Below are 15365 nucleotides of genomic sequence, written 5' to 3'. Positions count from 1 at the left end.
GCAGATGCATCGCGGTGCTTCCGCCGGAGGCAACCCCGGCTACCGTAATCAGCCGTGAACACCCTCGACCGCGCCCGAGCCCACCTCAAAGCGCACCCCCTCGCACTGGACGCGGCCATCGCGGCCGGCGCCCTGATCTGCATGGTGGCCGGCTCGTTCGTGGACCCGCACGGCAAGGACGGCGTCACCTGGGGCATCCGCAGCCCCGACGTCCCCAGCCTGCTCCTGATCACCGTCAGCGCCATCGCCCTCGTCTTCCGCCGCCGCGCCCCCAGGACCGTCCTCGCCGTCACCGGCGCCGTCTCCGTCATCGAGAGCGTCACCGGCGACCCCCGCGCCCCCGTGGCCATGTCCGCGGTCATCGCGCTCTACACCGTCGCCTCCACCACCGACCGCCACACCACCTGGCGCCTCGGCCTGCTCACCATGACCGTCCTCACCGGCGCCGCCATGCTCGCGGGCCCCCTCCCCTGGTACGCCCAGGAGAACCTCGCCATCTTCGCCTGGACCGGCATCGGCGCCACCGCCGGCGACGCCATCCGCAGCCGCCGTGCCTTCGTCGACGCCATCCAGGAACGCGCCGAACGAGCCGAGCGCACCCGGGAGGAGGAGGCCCGCCGCCGGGTCGCCGAGGAACGCCTCCGTATCGCCCGCGACCTGCACGACGTCGTCGCCCACCACATCGCCCTGGTCAACGTGCAGGCCGGAGTCGCCGCGCACGTCATGGACAAGCGCCCCGACCAGGCCAAGGAGGCCCTCGCCCACGTCCGCGAGGCCAGCCGCTCCGCGCTCAACGAACTCCGCGCCACCGTCGGCCTGCTGCGACAGTCCGGCGACCCCGAGGCACCCACCGAACCCGCGCCCGGCCTGGACCGGCTCGACGAACTCGTCGGCACCTTCCGCAGCGCCGGACTCCAGGTCGAGGTCGCCCGCGCCGACCAGGGCACCACCCTCCCCGCCGCCGTCGACCTCGCCGCCTACCGCGTCATCCAGGAAGCCCTCACCAATGTCCGCAAGCACGCGGGCAACGAGGCCAAGGCCGAGGTCAGCGTCGTCCGGGTGGGACCCCATGTCGAGATCACCGTCCTCGACGACGGCGTCCACGACCCCGACGCCCCCGTCGAGGGCGGCGGCCACGGACTGCTCGGCATGCGCGAGCGCGTCACCGCCCTGCGCGGCACCCTGACCACCGGTCCCCGCTACGGCGGCGGCTTCCGCGTCCATGCGATCCTGCCTGTCAAGACCCGTACCGCCACCACGGCAGAGCCGGGGGAGACCGCATGACCATCCGTGTCCTGCTCGCCGACGACCAGGCCCTGCTGCGCAGCGCCTTCCGCGTCCTGGTGGACTCCGAGCCCGACATGGAGGTCGTCGGGGAGGCGTCCGACGGGGCCGAGGCGGTGGCGCTGGCCAGGGAACAGCGCGCCGACGTCGTCCTGATGGACATCCGGATGCCCGGTACCGACGGCCTCGCCGCCACCCGCCTGATCAGCGCGGACCCCTCCCTCGCCCACGTCCGGGTGGTCATACTGACCACCTTCGAGGTCGACGACTACGTCGTGCAGTCGCTGCGGGCCGGCGCCTCCGGCTTCCTCGGCAAGGGCTCCGAGCCCGACGAACTGCTGAACGCCATCCGCGTCGCCGCGGGCGGCGAGGCCCTGCTCTCCCCGGCCGCCACCAAGGGCCTGATCGCCCGCTTCCTCGCGCAGGGCGACGGGGGCGACGAGAGCCACGACCCGGCCCGCGCCGAACGGCTCGACGCGCTCACCGTCCGGGAGCGCGAGGTGCTGGTGCAGGTCGCCGGTGGCCACTCCAACGACGAGATCGCCGAGCGCCTCGTCGTCAGCCCTCTGACGGTGAAGACCCACGTCAACCGGGCCATGGCGAAACTGGGCGCCCGGGACCGGGCCCAGCTCGTGGTGATCGCCTACGAGTCGGGGCTGGTACGCCCAAGGGTGGACTGACGTCGGACCGGCGTACTGCGCCCGGAGTATGCGCTGTATAAGGAACGGGACCTCGGGGCTACGAATCAGGGGTTCCGGATGGCTCAGGGTGTAGAAGCCGCTCTGCTCGACAGAAGAGAGACCCTGATCCCATGTCCTGGCTGTCCAGGTTCAGCCTTGCCCAAAGAGCCCTGATCGGGCTGGTGTCGATCATCGCGCTCGCCTTCGGGGCGATCGCGATACCCCAGCTCAAGCAGCAACTGCTGCCGTCCATCGAACTGCCCATGGTGTCTGTGCTCGCCCCCTATCAGGGCGCGTCCCCGGACGTGGTGGAGAACCAGGTCGTCGAGCCCATCGAGGACAGCCTCGAAGGTGTCGACGGCATCACCGGCGTCACCTCGACGGCCAGCGAGGGCAACGCCCTGATCATGGCGTCCTTCGAGTACGGCAACGACACCCAGCAACTCGTCGCCGATGTGCAGCAGGCCGTCAACCGGGCCCGCGTCCAGCTCCCCGACGACGTCGACCCGCAGGTCGTCGCCGGCTCCACGGACGACATGCCGACCGTCGTGCTCGCCGTCACCGCCGACACGGACCAGCAGGCCCTGGCCGACCAGCTCGACCGGACCGTCGTTCCGGATCTGAAGGACATCGACGGCGTCGGCCAGGTCACCGTCGACGGTGTGCGCGACCTCCAGGTCAGCGTCACCCCGGACGAGGCGAAGCTCGCCAAGGCCGGGCTGACCGCCCAGTCCCTCACCCAGGCCCTCCAGGCGGGCGGCGCCACCGTGCCGGCCGGCTCCTTCGACGAGAACGGTGCCAACCGGACCGTCCAGGTCGGCGGCGGCTTCACCTCGCTGGAGCAGATCGAGAACCTGCGGATCAAGGGCGAGGGCACGCCGGTCCGCCTCGCCGACGTCGCCGAGGTCGAGCAGGAGCAGGCTCCGGCCGACTCCCTGACCCGCACCAACGGCGAGCCGAGCCTCGCGGTCATGGTCACCATGGACCGCGACGGCAGCGCGGTCGCCATCTCGGACGCGGTGAACGACAAGCTCGCGCAGATGCGCGCGGACCTCGGCGCCGGTGCGACCGTCACGGTCGTCAGCGACCAGGGTCCGGCGGTCGCCAAGGCCATCGACGGCCTGACCACCGAGGGCGCCCTCGGTCTGCTCTTCGCCGTCCTCGTCATCCTGGTCTTCCTCGCGTCGGTGCGCTCGACGCTGGTGACGGCCGTGTCCATCCCGCTCTCGGTCGTGCTCGCGCTGATCGTGCTGTGGACCCGGGACCTGTCCCTCAACATGCTCACGCTCGGCGCCCTGACCATCGCCATCGGCCGGGTCGTGGACGACTCGATCGTGGTCCTGGAGAACATCAAGCGGCACCTGGGCTACGGCGAGGAGCGCGAGGAGGCCATCCTCAAGGCGGTCCGCGAGGTGGCGGGCGCGGTGACGTCCTCGACGCTCACCACGGTCGCCGTGTTCCTGCCGATCGGCCTGGTCGGCGGCATGGTGGGCGAGCTGTTCGGCTCGTTCAGCCTGACCGTGACGGCGGCCCTGCTGGCCTCCCTCCTCGTCTCGCTGACGGTCGTACCGGTGCTGTCGTACTGGTTCCTGCGCGCCCCGAAGGGCACCCCCGAGGACGCCGAGGAAGCCCGCCGCGCGGCCGAGGAGAAGGAGGCCAGGAGCCGTCTGCAGCGCCTGTACGTCCCGGTCCTGCGGTTCGCGACGCGCCGCCGGCTCACCAGCGTGGCCATCGCCGTGGTGGTGCTCATCGGCACCTTCGGCATGGCGCCGCTGCTGAAGACGAACTTCTTCGACCAGGGCGAGCAGGAAGTCCTCACCGTCAAGCAGGAGCTGAAGCCCGGCACCAGCCTGGCGGCGACCGACGCGCAGGCGAAGAAGGTCGAGCGGCTGCTCGGCGACACCGAGGGCGTCAAGGACTACCAGGTCACCATCGGCTCGTCCGGCTTCATGGCGGCCTTCGGCGGCGGTACGGACACCAACCAGGCGTCCTACTCGGTGATGCTGGAGGACTCCGCGTCCTCCGACGACGTCACCGACCGGATCGAGGCCGGCCTGAAGAAGCTCGACGGCGTCGGCACGACCACCGTCGCCGCCGGTGACGGCTTCGGCAGCCAGGACCTCAGCGTGGTCGTCAAGGCGGCCGACGGGACCGTCCTGCGCGAGGCCGCGGAGGAGGTCCGCAAGGCCGTGGCGGGCCTGGACGACGTCACCGACGTCACCAGCGACCTGTCCCAGAGCGTCCCGCGGATCTCGGTGAAGGCCAACGAGAAGGCGGCCGCCGCCGGTTTCGACGACCAGACCCTGGGGATGGCGGTCGCCCAGGCGGTCCGCGGCACGACGGCCGCGCGGGCCACCCTGGACGACACCGAGCGGGACGTCGTCATCAGGTCGGCGAAGGCGGCCGCGACGCTGAAGCAGCTCCAGGCCCTGCGCCTCGGCCCGGTGAAGCTGGGCGACATCGCCGACGTGAAGCTGGTCGACGGGCCGGTGTCGATGACCCGCATCGACGGCCAGCGTGCCGCGACCATCACGGCGAAGCCGACCGGTGAGAACACCGGCGCGGTGAGCGCGGACCTCCAGTCCAAGATCAACGGCTTGGATCTGCCCGCGGGCGCCACGGCCGAGATCGGCGGCGTCTCCGAGGACCAGGACGAGGCGTTCGCCAATCTGGGCCTGGCGATGCTGGCGGCCATCGCGATCGTCTTCATGCTGCTGGTCGCGACCTTCCGTTCGCTCGCCCAGCCGCTGATCCTGCTGGTCTCGATCCCCTTCGCGGCCACCGGCGCGATCGGCCTGCTGATTGTCACCGGCACCCCGATGGGCGTCCCCGCGATGATCGGCATGCTGATGCTGATCGGCATCGTGGTGACGAACGCGATCGTGCTGATCGACCTGATCAACCAGTACCGCCAGCAGGGTCACGGCGTCGTCGAGGCCGTGGTGGAGGGCGGCCGCCACCGTCTGCGCCCGATCCTCATGACGGCCCTGGCGACGATCTTCGCGCTGCTGCCGATGGCGCTGGGCGTCACCGGCGAGGGCGGCTTCATCGCCCAGCCGCTCGCGGTGGTCGTGATCGGCGGCCTGATCACCTCGACGCTCCTCACCCTCCTGCTCGTCCCGACGCTCTACGCGATGCTGGAACTCCGCAAGGAGCGCCGGGCGAAGAAGCGCGCGGCGAAGCGAGAGAAGAAGACAGAGGTCCCGGCCCAGCCGGAGCCGGCCGGAGTGTGACCGGAACGGCCGGGTACGGCGGCTGCCGCCACCGGACCCGGCCGTATCCTTTCCTCCCAACAGGCATACGGGGGAGAGGGATCGGGGCGTGCCACTGCACAAGGACGACCCGAAGTCGGTCGGCGGGTACAGGCTGGTCGACCGGCTGGGCGCGGGCGGTATGGGCGTCGTCTACCGGGGCAGGGCGCGCTCGGGCCGCGAGGTCGCGGTCAAGGTGGTGCATGCCCAGTACGCCGAGGACCCGGTTTTCCGCGCCCGTTTCCGCCAGGAGATCGAGGCCGTCCGCAAGGTGAGCGGCGCTTTCACCGCGCCGGTCGTGGACGCGGATCCGGAGGCGGTACGGCCGTGGATGGCGACCCAGTACGTGCCGGGCCGCTCGCTGGCCGCGCGGATCCGGGACGTCGGCCCGCTGCGGGAACCGGAACTTCGGCGCCTCGCGCTGGGGTTGGTGGAGGCGCTGCGGGACATCCACCGGGCGGGTGTCGTCCACCGCGACCTGAAACCCGCCAACGTCCTGCTCGCCGACGACGGCCCCCGGGTCATCGACTTCGGCATCTCCCGCGCGGCGGAGAACAACACCCTCACCGAGACCGGCCAGATGATCGGCACCCCGCCCTTCATGTCCCCGGAACAGCTGACGGACGCCCGTTCGGTGGGCCCGTCCTCCGACGTCTTCTCGCTCGGCGCGCTGCTGGTGTACACCGTCACGGGCCGCGGCCCGTTCGACGCGGACAGCCCCTATCTGACGGCTTACCGCGTGGTCCACGACACCCCCGTTCTGGACGGTGTGGGGCTGCCGTTGCGCGCGATCCTGGAGCGCTGTCTGGCCAAGGAGGCCAAGGACCGCCCCGTACTGGACGAGCTGGCCCAGGAGTTCGCGACCGCGCTGCCGGCCGGGGAGGCCGACGACGACCCGCCCACGGTGGCGCTGCGCAGGGAGATACCGACGCTCACCGACGGGGCGGGCACGGATCCGGGGGCGTACACCGCGCCCGGTCGCCGCCGCCGTCTTCGTCCCTTGTGGGCCGCGACCGGCACGGTCGGCGCGCTCGTGCTCGGCCTGACGGCGTATCTGCTGGCCGGGCCGGACCGGGCGGCGAGCGACAGCGGCGCGCCTGCCGCGGTGACCGAGGCGTCGCGCTGGGGCGCGCTGCCGAAGGGCTGGAAGCCCTGGGAGACGACGGCGTTCGAGAAGGCCCCGCTCGGCGCCCGCGACGCGCTGACCACGGAGGGCGGCCGTCCCGGCGGCGAGCCCTCCTGCCGGATGTACGAGGGCGACGTCTACTGCGCCGGCGAGGGCGCGCTGCCGGTACGCCTGGACGGAAGCACCGGCCGGACGCTGTGGCGGGCCGAGGTCGCGCCGTCCTCCACCGACAGCGCGATGTACTCCTCCTCGGCCGTCGCCGCTGTCGACGACACGCTGATCGTGCGGCAGACCATCTCCACGGACTCCCCGGAGATGGACCCCGCCTATCTGATCGGTCTCGACGTCGACACCGGTGAGCAGCTGTGGAAGCACCGGGCGAACGAGGAGAACCTCGAACTGGGCCTGGCCGGCGGCATGGTCCTGACCTCCGACGACGGCAGGACCGTCACCGCCCGCTCGCCGCGCACCGGCGCCGAGCGCTGGAGCGCCGAGATGCCCGCCGATCACTACTGCACGTTCCCGGCGGCCGGTACGGGCGTGTACGCCCAGTGCACGCGGTTCACGGACGAGGCCACGAACTCCCAGCTCCTGACGCTCGACCCGGCGGACGGCTCAACACGGCGGCGTACGACGCTGCCGCTCGCGAGCGGTGTCCTCGGCGAGCTGGACGGGCGGCTGGTCGTCCTGGAGTGGACCGAGCCGGCGGACCTGTCCATCGAGGGCAACAGGTACGACCGGATCATGCTGGTGGACCCGGACACCGGTGCCCTCACGTCGACGAGGCTGGCGACCGAGTACCCGGGTGAGGCGTCGCTGGCCGGCGGCGAGCTGGTGTTCGTCTCGTCCAGCGGCCGGGTCACGGCGGTGTCGCCGAGGACCGGCAAGCAGCTGTGGCAGACCCAGACCAGTCTGGAGTCGCCGGGCCCCGCCGTGCACGACGAGCGGACGCACACCCTGTACCTGGCCACCATCAGCGGCCGGGTGGTCGCGCTCGACTCGCGCGAGGGCGACCCGCTGTGGGAGACGCTGCCGCGCGCGCAGGTCGCGTCCGGCGGCATCATCGAGCCGGAGGCGCTGCTGAACGAGGGCGCGCTGGTCGTGGCCACCCCGGGCGGCACCGTGTTCACCCTCGACCCCGCGCACCCCGACCGGAAACCCGTGTCGGGGTGAGCGGGCGCCCCTCGCGGGCTACGGGAGGGCCAGCATCCGCTCCAGCGCGAGCTTGGCGAACGCCTCGGTCTCCTTGTCGACCTCGATGCGGTTGACGAGGTTGCCCTCGGCCAGGGACTCCAGGGCCCAGACCAGGTGGGGCAGGTCGATGCGGTTCATGGTCGAGCAGAAGCAGACCGTCTTGTCGAGGAAGACGATCTCCTTGCCCTCCGGCGCGAAACGGTTCGCGAGGCGGCGGACCAGGTTCAGCTCCGTGCCGATGGCCCACTTGGAGCCGGCCGGGGCGGCCTCCAGCGCCTTGATGATGTACTCGGTCGATCCGACGTAGTCCGCGGCGGCCACGACCTCGTGCTTGCACTCGGGGTGGACCAGGACGTTCACGCCCGGGATGCGCTCGCGGACGTCGTTGACCGAGTCCAGCGAGAAGCGGCCGTGCACCGAGCAGTGGCCGCGCCACAGGATCATCTTCGCGGCGCGCAGCTCCTCGGCGGTGAGGCCGCCGTTCGGCTTGTGCGGGTTGTAGACGACGCAGTCGTCCAGCGACATGCCCATGTCCCGCACCGCAGTGTTCCGGCCGAGGTGCTGGTCGGGCAGGAACAGGACCTTCTCGCCCTGTTCGAAGGCCCAGTCCAGGGCCCGCTTGGCGTTGGACGACGTACAGATCAGGCCGCCGTGCTTGCCGGTGAACGCCTTGATGTCCGCTGACGAGTTCATGTACGACACGGGCACGACCTGCTCGGCTATCCCGGCCTCGGTCAGCACGTCCCAGCACTCGGCGACCTGCTCGGCCGTGGCCATGTCGGCCATGGAGCAGCCGGCCGCGAGGTCGGGGAGCACGACCTTCTGGTCGTCGGAGGTCAGGATGTCCGCGGACTCCGCCATGAAGTGCACACCGCAGAACACGATGTACTCGGCCTCGGGCCGCGCGGCCGCGTCCCGGGCCAGCTTGAAGGAGTCGCCGGTGACGTCCGCGAACTGGATGACCTCGTCGCGCTGGTAGTGATGGCCGAGCACGAAGACCTTGTCGCCGAGCTTCTCCTTGGCCGCGCGGGCGCGCTCGACCAGGTCCGGGTCGGACGGCGAGGGCAGGTCACCGGGGCACTCCACACCGCGCTCGCTCCTCGGGTCGGCCTCACGGCCGAGGAGGAGCAGGGCGAGGGGCGTCGGCGTTACGTCGAGCTGCTGGGTCTGGGCGGTGGTCACGACACGCACCCTTTCTGTTCTGCGGCTCGCCGACCCGATTCACCGGGTCGGCGGGGTCACCAACTGGCTTTTCGTCGAAATGACGCTATCTATCATAACCGGTTCACGTCAGTTTGACGACGGGCATAGCGTCTATGTGACGTGAATCCCTGTGGGCCTCGTTTCATTCCCGAAAGGGCCGTTTTCCGCTCACCGGCCTGTGTGCGAGCATGAAGAAGGAACCGCACGAACCGGTAAGACACGCGCTCGGCCCGGAATGAATCCGCGGCCCCGCCGGTTGCAACCGTCGGCAAGCAGTCTCCGTACAACCCGGGAGAGATGTAGATGTCCGTATCGGACGAGACCAGCACCGTCACCGACGGCATCGTCCTGACCGACGCCGCCGCGTCCAAGGTCAAGGCCCTGCTCGACCAGGAAGGCCGTGACGACCTCGCCCTGCGCGTCGCCGTCCAGCCCGGCGGCTGCTCCGGCCTGCGCTACCAGCTCTTCTTCGACGAGCGCTCCCTCGACGGCGACGTGGAGAAGGACTTCGGCGGCGTCAAGGTCGTCACCGACCGTATGAGCGCCCCGTACCTGGGCGGCGCCACGATCGACTTCGTCGACACGATCGAGAAGCAGGGCTTCACGATCGACAACCCGAACGCCACCGGCTCCTGCGCCTGCGGCGACTCCTTCAACTGAGCAGTCCGCCGGCCTGACGGCCAAGGCTCCAGTACGACGAAGGCGGCGACCCCCTCCGACGGGGCCGCCGCCTTTGCGTGTCCGGAGGTCCCTACCGGGCCCCGGACGTCTCCGGCAGCCGAGCGCCCTCCTTCTCCAGCGGGACCGCCCTGCCGTCCGAGCCCACGACCTCGCGGTCACCGAGCGGCTCGTCCAGCTGGACCGTGCGGTGGTGGCCCTTGGCGATCATGATGCAGACCTTGTCGGGCCACGGCCGCTCGGTCACCGTGACCGTCACCGCGTCCTCGGTCTCGCTCACCTTCGCGTCGTAGTCGGCGCAGACACCGCCGGTGAAGGCGACGGTCAGCTCCTTGCCCTCGGTGGTGTAGCCCTCGACGGTCACGTCCCGGGTGGGCGCCTCCTCGCTCGGCCCGGTCGGCCGCGGGCTGGGCTGCCCGGTCGCGGGGTCCGACGGCGCGGTCGAGGTCAGGAACTCCGGGTCGATCGCCGGATGCGTCACCGTGAAGCTGTCCTGCGCGCCCGGCGCCCGCACCTGGAACAGCCAGGACGGCACCAGCGCCTGCCGTGCGTCCACGTAGTGCGCGGCCAGACCGAACACGGCCTTCTCGACCTTGATCGTGTCCTGCCCGGCCGGCTTCTCCGGCTTCTCCGGCTCCACGCACGGCTCCGTCCCGTCCAGCGGTACGGGGCTGGCGCAGCCGCCGACGCCGGCCCGCGGGTCCTGTGCCGGAGCCGTGTTCATCAGCGCGAGCGTCCTCTCGGCGCTCAGCACCGGATACGTGTCGCTCTTCACCGGCGCCTTCAACTGACCGCTGCCGACCACGACCTCGCCCTGCGCGCTCACGGTCACCCCGGTGGTCCAGCCGTAGGTGGGAAGTCCGCCGACCACCGGATCGGCGTTCACCACCCGGTCGCCGCCCATCACCTGACTCGTGTCGAGTTTCGCGTCGTCCTGGCCGACCGCCTTCAGCACCGGGGCGGCGGCCTTCTTCGCGGCCTCCGGGCTCACCGGTCCGACGCTCTGGTCGCTGGACGAGCCGCCCGGCTTCTCCGTGCAGACGGTCGGGCTCTCGCAGCTGTCCGAGCCGCCCGCGTACCGCTGGAAGGTCCAGGTGCCCGGCGCCCGCTGGTTCACCTGCAGAGAGGGCCCCGACCCGTCCTTGGCGCCGATCCGCCAGGCCTGCCCCTGAAGCACCGGCTTCCCCGGGACCCCGAGAGCCGTGGCGAGCCGGGACACCTCGTCCGCGCCGACCTCACCCCGGGTCCGGTACACGGCAGCCGAGCCGGGCCCCTTCGGAAGCGCTCCGTCCGCCTGGAACGTGGCGCCGTACGGATTCGGCTCACCTGGCGCGATGCCACCCGTGGAGCCCTCGGTGTACCCGTCCAGCGCGAGCGGCGGGGGCGTGTCGTCGCCGGGCGCGCCCGAGGACGTACCGCCGTCGGGGTCGTCGGACGCACTGGCGGCGAGGTAGGCCCCGCCGCCGCCCGCGAGGAGTACCGCGGCGGCGACGGAGGCGATGATCACGGGGGAGCGGCGCCGGCCGGAACCGGACTCGGCGTCCCGTGGGGTGCCGGTGTGGTCGACGGCGCCGGGCTCGGCCGCGTCGTCGTTGCCGGGTCGCTCGGTGTTCACCGCATCGCTCCTAGGGTCGTATCCCGCATCCCCTTTCCGGGGGACAGCAATGGGACGCGGCACACGAGCGCACGGTTCCCGCGAACGCGCCGGTTCAGTCGCCGTAGTCCGACATGGCGTCCAGTAGCCGTGCCGCCTTGCTCGGCACCTTCACCCCGTGGATCAGCGAGGGGGAGACCGGAAGCGGAGTGACCCGGTCGGGAGCCGCCCAGTGGGGAGCCATCCGGGCGCAGTCGCCGCGCAGCGCCGCCAGATCGCCGTCGAGGTCGACCGGAACGGGCGCCGGAGCCTTGAGTTTCGTCATAGCGGAACCGTAGGCACGCCATGGCCTGCGAAGAAAGATCTACTATCGGGTAGTTTTGGACGCTTCTGAGTCACCTACGGACCCGGTAGCGTTAACTGTCAACCGCCTCCGCATCCGCAGGAGAATCCCAGCCGTGCGCATCGCAGTCACCGGCTCCATCGCCACCGACCACCTCATGACCTTCCCCGGCCGCTTCGCCGACCAGTTCGTCGCGGACCAGCTGCACACGGTCTCGCTGTCCTTCCTGGTCGACAACCTGGACGTCCGCCGGGGCGGCGTCGGCGCGAACATCGCCTTCGGCATGGGCCAGCTGGGCACCCGGCCGCTCCTCGTCGGCGCCGCGGGCTTCGACTTCGACGAGTACCGGGCCTGGCTCGAGCGCCACGGCGTCGACACCGACTCGGTGCGCATCTCGGAGACCCTGCACACCGCGCGTTTCGTGTGCACCACCGACTCCGACCACAACCAGATCGGCTCCTTCTACACCGGCGCGATGAGCGAGGCCCGCCTCATCGAGCTGAAGACCGTCGCGGACCGCGTCGGCGGCCTCGACCTGGTCCTCATCGGCGCCGACGACCCCGAGGGAATGCTCCGCCACACCGAGGAGTGCCGGTCCCGCGGCATCCCCTTCGCCGCGGACTTCTCCCAGCAGATCGCCCGGATGAACGGCGACGAGATCCGGATACTGCTGGAGGGGGCCACGTACCTCTTCTCCAACGAGTACGAGAAGGGCCTCATCGAGACGAAGACCGGCTGGTCGGACGCCGAGATCCTCGCCAAGGTCGGCTGCCGCGTCACGACGCTGGGCTCCCGCGGTGTCCGGATCGAGCGGGTCGGCGAGGACCCGATCGAGGTCGGCTGCCCCGACGAGGAGCGCAAGGCCGACCCGACGGGCGTGGGCGACGCCTTCCGCGCCGGGTTCCTGTCGGGCCTGGCCTGGGGCGTCTCCCTGCAGCGCGCGGCCCAGGTCGGCTGCATGCTGGCGACGCTCGTCATCGAGACGGTGGGCACGCAGGAGTACCAGCTGCGCCGGGGCCACTTCATGGAACGGTTCACCAAGGCCTACGGCGATGAGGCCGCGGACGAGGTGCGGGGGCACCTGGGCTGACGCGCCGGGTGCGGGCGCGTGGGGACTGGTCGCGCAGTTCCCCGCGCCCCCCGGGTGGCTCAACCGGCCCGGCGTACCAGGTAAGCCGTTCCCCTCTCCGCCGGCTCTTCCCCCACGTACTCCTGCCCGCGCATCTCGCACCACGCCGGAATGTCCAGGCGGGCCGCCTCGTCGTCCGACAGCACCCGGATCAGGCCGCCCACCGGCACCTCGCCGATGACCTTCGCCAGCTCGATGACCGGGATCGGGCAGCGCTTGCCGAGGGAGTCCACGACCAGGACGTCGTCCCGTACGACGGTCTCGGTGACCGGCGCCCCCAGCTTCTGACGCACCCCGGCCACCGCCCCCGGCAGCACGTCGAGGAACCGCTCCACGTCCTGCGCCGCCGCCCCCGGCGGCAACGACACCCGCACATTCCCCTCACTCAGCACACCCATCGCCCTGAGCACATGGCTGGGCGTCAGCGTGCTGCTCGTGCAGGACGATCCGGACGAGACGGAGAAACCGGCTCGGTCCAGCTCGTGCAGCAAGGCCTCGCCGTCGACATAGAGACAGGAGAAGGTGACGATCCCGGGCAGCCGGCGCTCCGGATCCCCCACCACCTCCACATCCGGCACCAGTTCCGGCACCCGGGCCCGGATCCGCTCCGTCAGCTCCCGCAGCCGTACCGCCTCCCGCGCGGCCTCACCGCGCACCGCCCGCAGCGAGGCCGCCGCCGCGACGATGGCCGGCAGATTCTCGAACCCCGCCGCCCGCCCGGACTCCCGCTCGTCCAGGGGCCCTTGAGGAGCGAACCGCACCCCCTTGCGCACGACGAGCAAGCCGACCCCGGAGGGTCCACCCCACTTGTGCGCACTGGCCGTCAACAGCGACCAGTCCCCCTCGACGGGCCCCCACCCCAACGACTGCGCCGCGTCCACCAGCAACGGCACGCCCGCCTCCCGGCACACCCCGGCCACTTCGGCCACGGGCTGGCGGGTGCCCACCTCGTGATTGGCCGACTGAAGACACGCCAGCGCGGTGTCCGGTCGGAGGGCTTCCGCGTAGGCCGAGGGGTCGGCCGTTCCCTTTCGGTCGACGGCCACTTGGGTGACCGCGCCGCCGTCCCGCTCGTGGACTTCGGCCGAATGGAGCACGGAAGAATGTTCAACGGCTGACACGATGAGGTGACGCCCCACTCGCCGCCGCCCGGCCAATGCCCCCGCCATTCCGGTGTGTACGGCCCGCGTTCCGGACGAAGTGAAGGTCAGTTCGTCGGCTCGGCATCCGACGGCCTCGGCAGTGGCCTCCCGCGCCGCGTCGAGCAGCATCCGGGCCCGCCGCCCTTCCCGGTACAGCCGCGCGGGATCGGCCCACCCCTCGTCCAGGGCGGCCAACAGAGCCTGACGGGCGACGGGGTGGAGCGGAGAGGCGGAAGCGGCGTCGAAGTAGGACACACGGCAACGCTAACCCCCTCAGGGGCGCGGGGAACTGCGCGATCAGCCACAAACGACCCGCACCCGCCAATTCAGCGAACCCACGGAGTGACTAGGCACCCCTCCCCGCGAACCCCCGGAGGGCGTCGGCTAGGGTTTGGTCCGCATAAACATCCAAACCCCTGCCCGACGCAGGGCGGCGACCGACCAGCGAGAAGGCAGGCCGCAGCCAATCCGCGCGGGCGAGACTCTCGGGAAGGCGCTACGTGAGTCCCAACGGCTCCGACCGCTCGCCGCGGCGCCCGATGCGGCGGAAGCTGCTGCAGGCACTGACCGCGGGCCTGGTCCTGGCGACCGCCACCGGTTGCACATACAAGGACTTCCCCCGCCTTGGTATGCCCACCCCGACCACGGAAGAGGCTCCGCGGATCCTCTCCCTGTGGCAGGGCTCCTGGGCTGCCGCGCTCGCCGTCGGCGTGCTGGTGTGGGGCCTGATCCTGTGGAGTGCCATCTTCCACCGGCGCAGCCGCACCAAGGTCGAGGTCCCTCCGCAGACCCGGTACAACATGCCGATCGAGGCGCTGTACACGGTGGTCCCGCTGATCATCGTCTCGGTGCTCTTCTACTTCACGGCCCGGGACGAGTCGAAGCTCCTCGAGCTCAAGGACAAGCCCGACGTCACCATCAACGTCGTCGGCTTCCAGTGGAGCTGGTGCTTCAACTACGTCGAGGGCGTCGACGGTTCCACCGGTGACGCCACCAAGGCCAAGGAACTGGACGCGATTCCGGACCGCTACAAGGAAGACTTCCCGGCCAACGCCGGCGGCGTCTACGACTGCGGCACCCCGGGCACGCGGAACCCGCAGACCGGCAACCCGGGCCCGACCCTGTGGCTGCCGGAGGGCAAGCGCGTCCGCTTCGTCCTCACCTCGCGCGACGTCATCCACTCCTTCTGGGTCGTGCCGTTCCTGATGAAGCAGGACGTCATCCCGGGCCACACCAACGCCTTCGAGGTGACTCCCAACCAGGAGGGCACCTTCCTGGGCAAGTGCGCCGAGCTCTGCGGCGTCGACCACTCCCGCATGCTGTTCAACGTGAAGGTCGTCTCTCAGGAGCGCTACGAGCAGCACCTCCAGGACCTCGTGAAGAAGGGGCAGACCGGTTACGTTCCCGCCGGCATCGCGCAGACGAGCCACGAGAAGAACCGGGAGACGAACAACCTGTGAGCATCCTCAACGAACCCCAGGGTGCCGCGGCGGCGGAGTCCCACTACAAGGACGAGCTGCCGGTCAGGCGCAAGCAGCCCGGCAACGTCGTGATCAAGTGGCTCACCACCACTGACCACAAGACGATCGGAACGCTGTACCTCGTCACGTCGTTCGCGTTCTTCGTGATCGGTGGCGTGCTGGCGCTGTTCATGCGCGCCGAGCTGGCCCGACCTGGTCTGCAGATCATGTCGAACGAGCAGTTCAACCAGGCGTTCACGATGCACGGCACGATCATGCTG

12 protein-coding genes are annotated in these 15365 nt (G+C 70.8%); 8 read left to right on the top strand and 4 right to left on the bottom strand.

Features of this window, described 5'->3' with window-relative positions; translation table 11 throughout:
• The first annotated feature begins 54 nt into the window (after positions 1 to 54).
• The 4 genes from ACWDRW_RS33020 (at position 55) to ACWDRW_RS33005 (ending at position 7514) form a co-directional block, all read left to right on the top strand.
• On the top strand, positions 55 to 1284 hold the full coding sequence (locus ACWDRW_RS33020; protein WP_451729828.1) for a sensor histidine kinase: 1230 nt from the start codon (positions 55 to 57) through the stop codon (positions 1282 to 1284).
• On the top strand, positions 1281 to 1964 hold the full coding sequence (locus tag ACWDRW_RS33015) for a response regulator (RefSeq protein WP_451729825.1): 684 nt from the start codon (positions 1281 to 1283) through the stop codon (positions 1962 to 1964). The genes ACWDRW_RS33020 and ACWDRW_RS33015 overlap by 4 nt, the downstream gene beginning before the upstream one ends.
• Before the next feature lie 131 nt (positions 1965 to 2095).
• Positions 2096 to 5197 carry an efflux RND transporter permease subunit gene (locus ACWDRW_RS33010; RefSeq protein WP_451729822.1) on the top strand — a complete coding sequence of 1034 codons (3102 nt, stop codon included), beginning with the start codon at positions 2096 to 2098 and terminating at the stop codon, positions 5195 to 5197.
• 88 nt (positions 5198 to 5285) lie between these two features.
• Positions 5286 to 7514, top strand: coding sequence for a protein kinase domain-containing protein (locus ACWDRW_RS33005; RefSeq protein WP_451729819.1), 2229 nt, complete (start codon positions 5286 to 5288; stop codon positions 7512 to 7514).
• 18 nt (positions 7515 to 7532) lie between these two features.
• Here ACWDRW_RS33005 and nadA read toward each other — a convergent pair whose 3' ends face one another.
• Positions 7533 to 8717 carry a quinolinate synthase NadA gene (gene nadA, locus ACWDRW_RS33000; protein ID WP_451729816.1) on the bottom strand — a complete coding sequence of 395 codons (1185 nt, stop codon included), beginning with the start codon at positions 8715 to 8717 and terminating at the stop codon, positions 7533 to 7535.
• 324 nt (positions 8718 to 9041) lie between these two features.
• Between nadA and ACWDRW_RS32995 the strand changes: the two genes are divergently transcribed.
• Positions 9042 to 9398 (top strand): HesB/IscA family protein, encoded by a 357-nt coding sequence (locus ACWDRW_RS32995; protein ID WP_451729813.1) that lies wholly within the window; start codon positions 9042 to 9044, stop codon positions 9396 to 9398.
• A gap of 91 nt (positions 9399 to 9489) precedes the next feature.
• Here ACWDRW_RS32995 and ACWDRW_RS32990 read toward each other — a convergent pair whose 3' ends face one another.
• Positions 9490 to 11031, bottom strand: coding sequence for a hypothetical protein (locus tag ACWDRW_RS32990; RefSeq protein ID WP_451729810.1), 1542 nt, complete (start codon positions 11029 to 11031; stop codon positions 9490 to 9492).
• A 94-nt stretch (positions 11032 to 11125) separates the two neighbouring features.
• Positions 11126 to 11335 carry a hypothetical protein gene (locus ACWDRW_RS32985; protein WP_451729807.1) on the bottom strand — a complete coding sequence of 70 codons (210 nt, stop codon included), beginning with the start codon at positions 11333 to 11335 and terminating at the stop codon, positions 11126 to 11128.
• Between the two features lie 133 nt (positions 11336 to 11468).
• Between ACWDRW_RS32985 and ACWDRW_RS32980 the strand changes: the two genes are divergently transcribed.
• Positions 11469 to 12443, top strand: coding sequence for a carbohydrate kinase family protein (locus ACWDRW_RS32980; protein WP_451729804.1), 975 nt, complete (start codon positions 11469 to 11471; stop codon positions 12441 to 12443).
• 59 nt (positions 12444 to 12502) lie between these two features.
• Here the strand turns inward: ACWDRW_RS32980 and ACWDRW_RS32975 are convergent, their stop codons facing one another.
• Complete coding sequence (locus tag ACWDRW_RS32975; protein ID WP_451729801.1) at positions 12503 to 13879, bottom strand: aminotransferase class V-fold PLP-dependent enzyme; 1377 nt, start codon at positions 13877 to 13879, stop codon at positions 12503 to 12505.
• Between the two features lie 245 nt (positions 13880 to 14124).
• Between ACWDRW_RS32975 and ctaC the strand changes: the two genes are divergently transcribed.
• Entirely contained in the window at positions 14125 to 15084 is a 960-nt protein-coding gene (ctaC, locus tag ACWDRW_RS32970; protein WP_451729798.1) for an aa3-type cytochrome oxidase subunit II, read from the top strand.
• A partial coding sequence (locus ACWDRW_RS32965; protein WP_451729796.1) for a cbb3-type cytochrome c oxidase subunit I occupies positions 15081 to 15365 on the top strand: 285 nt, incomplete at its 3' end. The genes ctaC and ACWDRW_RS32965, both read left to right, overlap by 4 nt.

The organism is Streptomyces sp. NPDC003635, assembly GCF_053587635.1.
The sequence above is the reverse complement of the archived record's forward strand: the minus strand, read 5'-3'. Positions and strand labels throughout refer to the sequence as shown.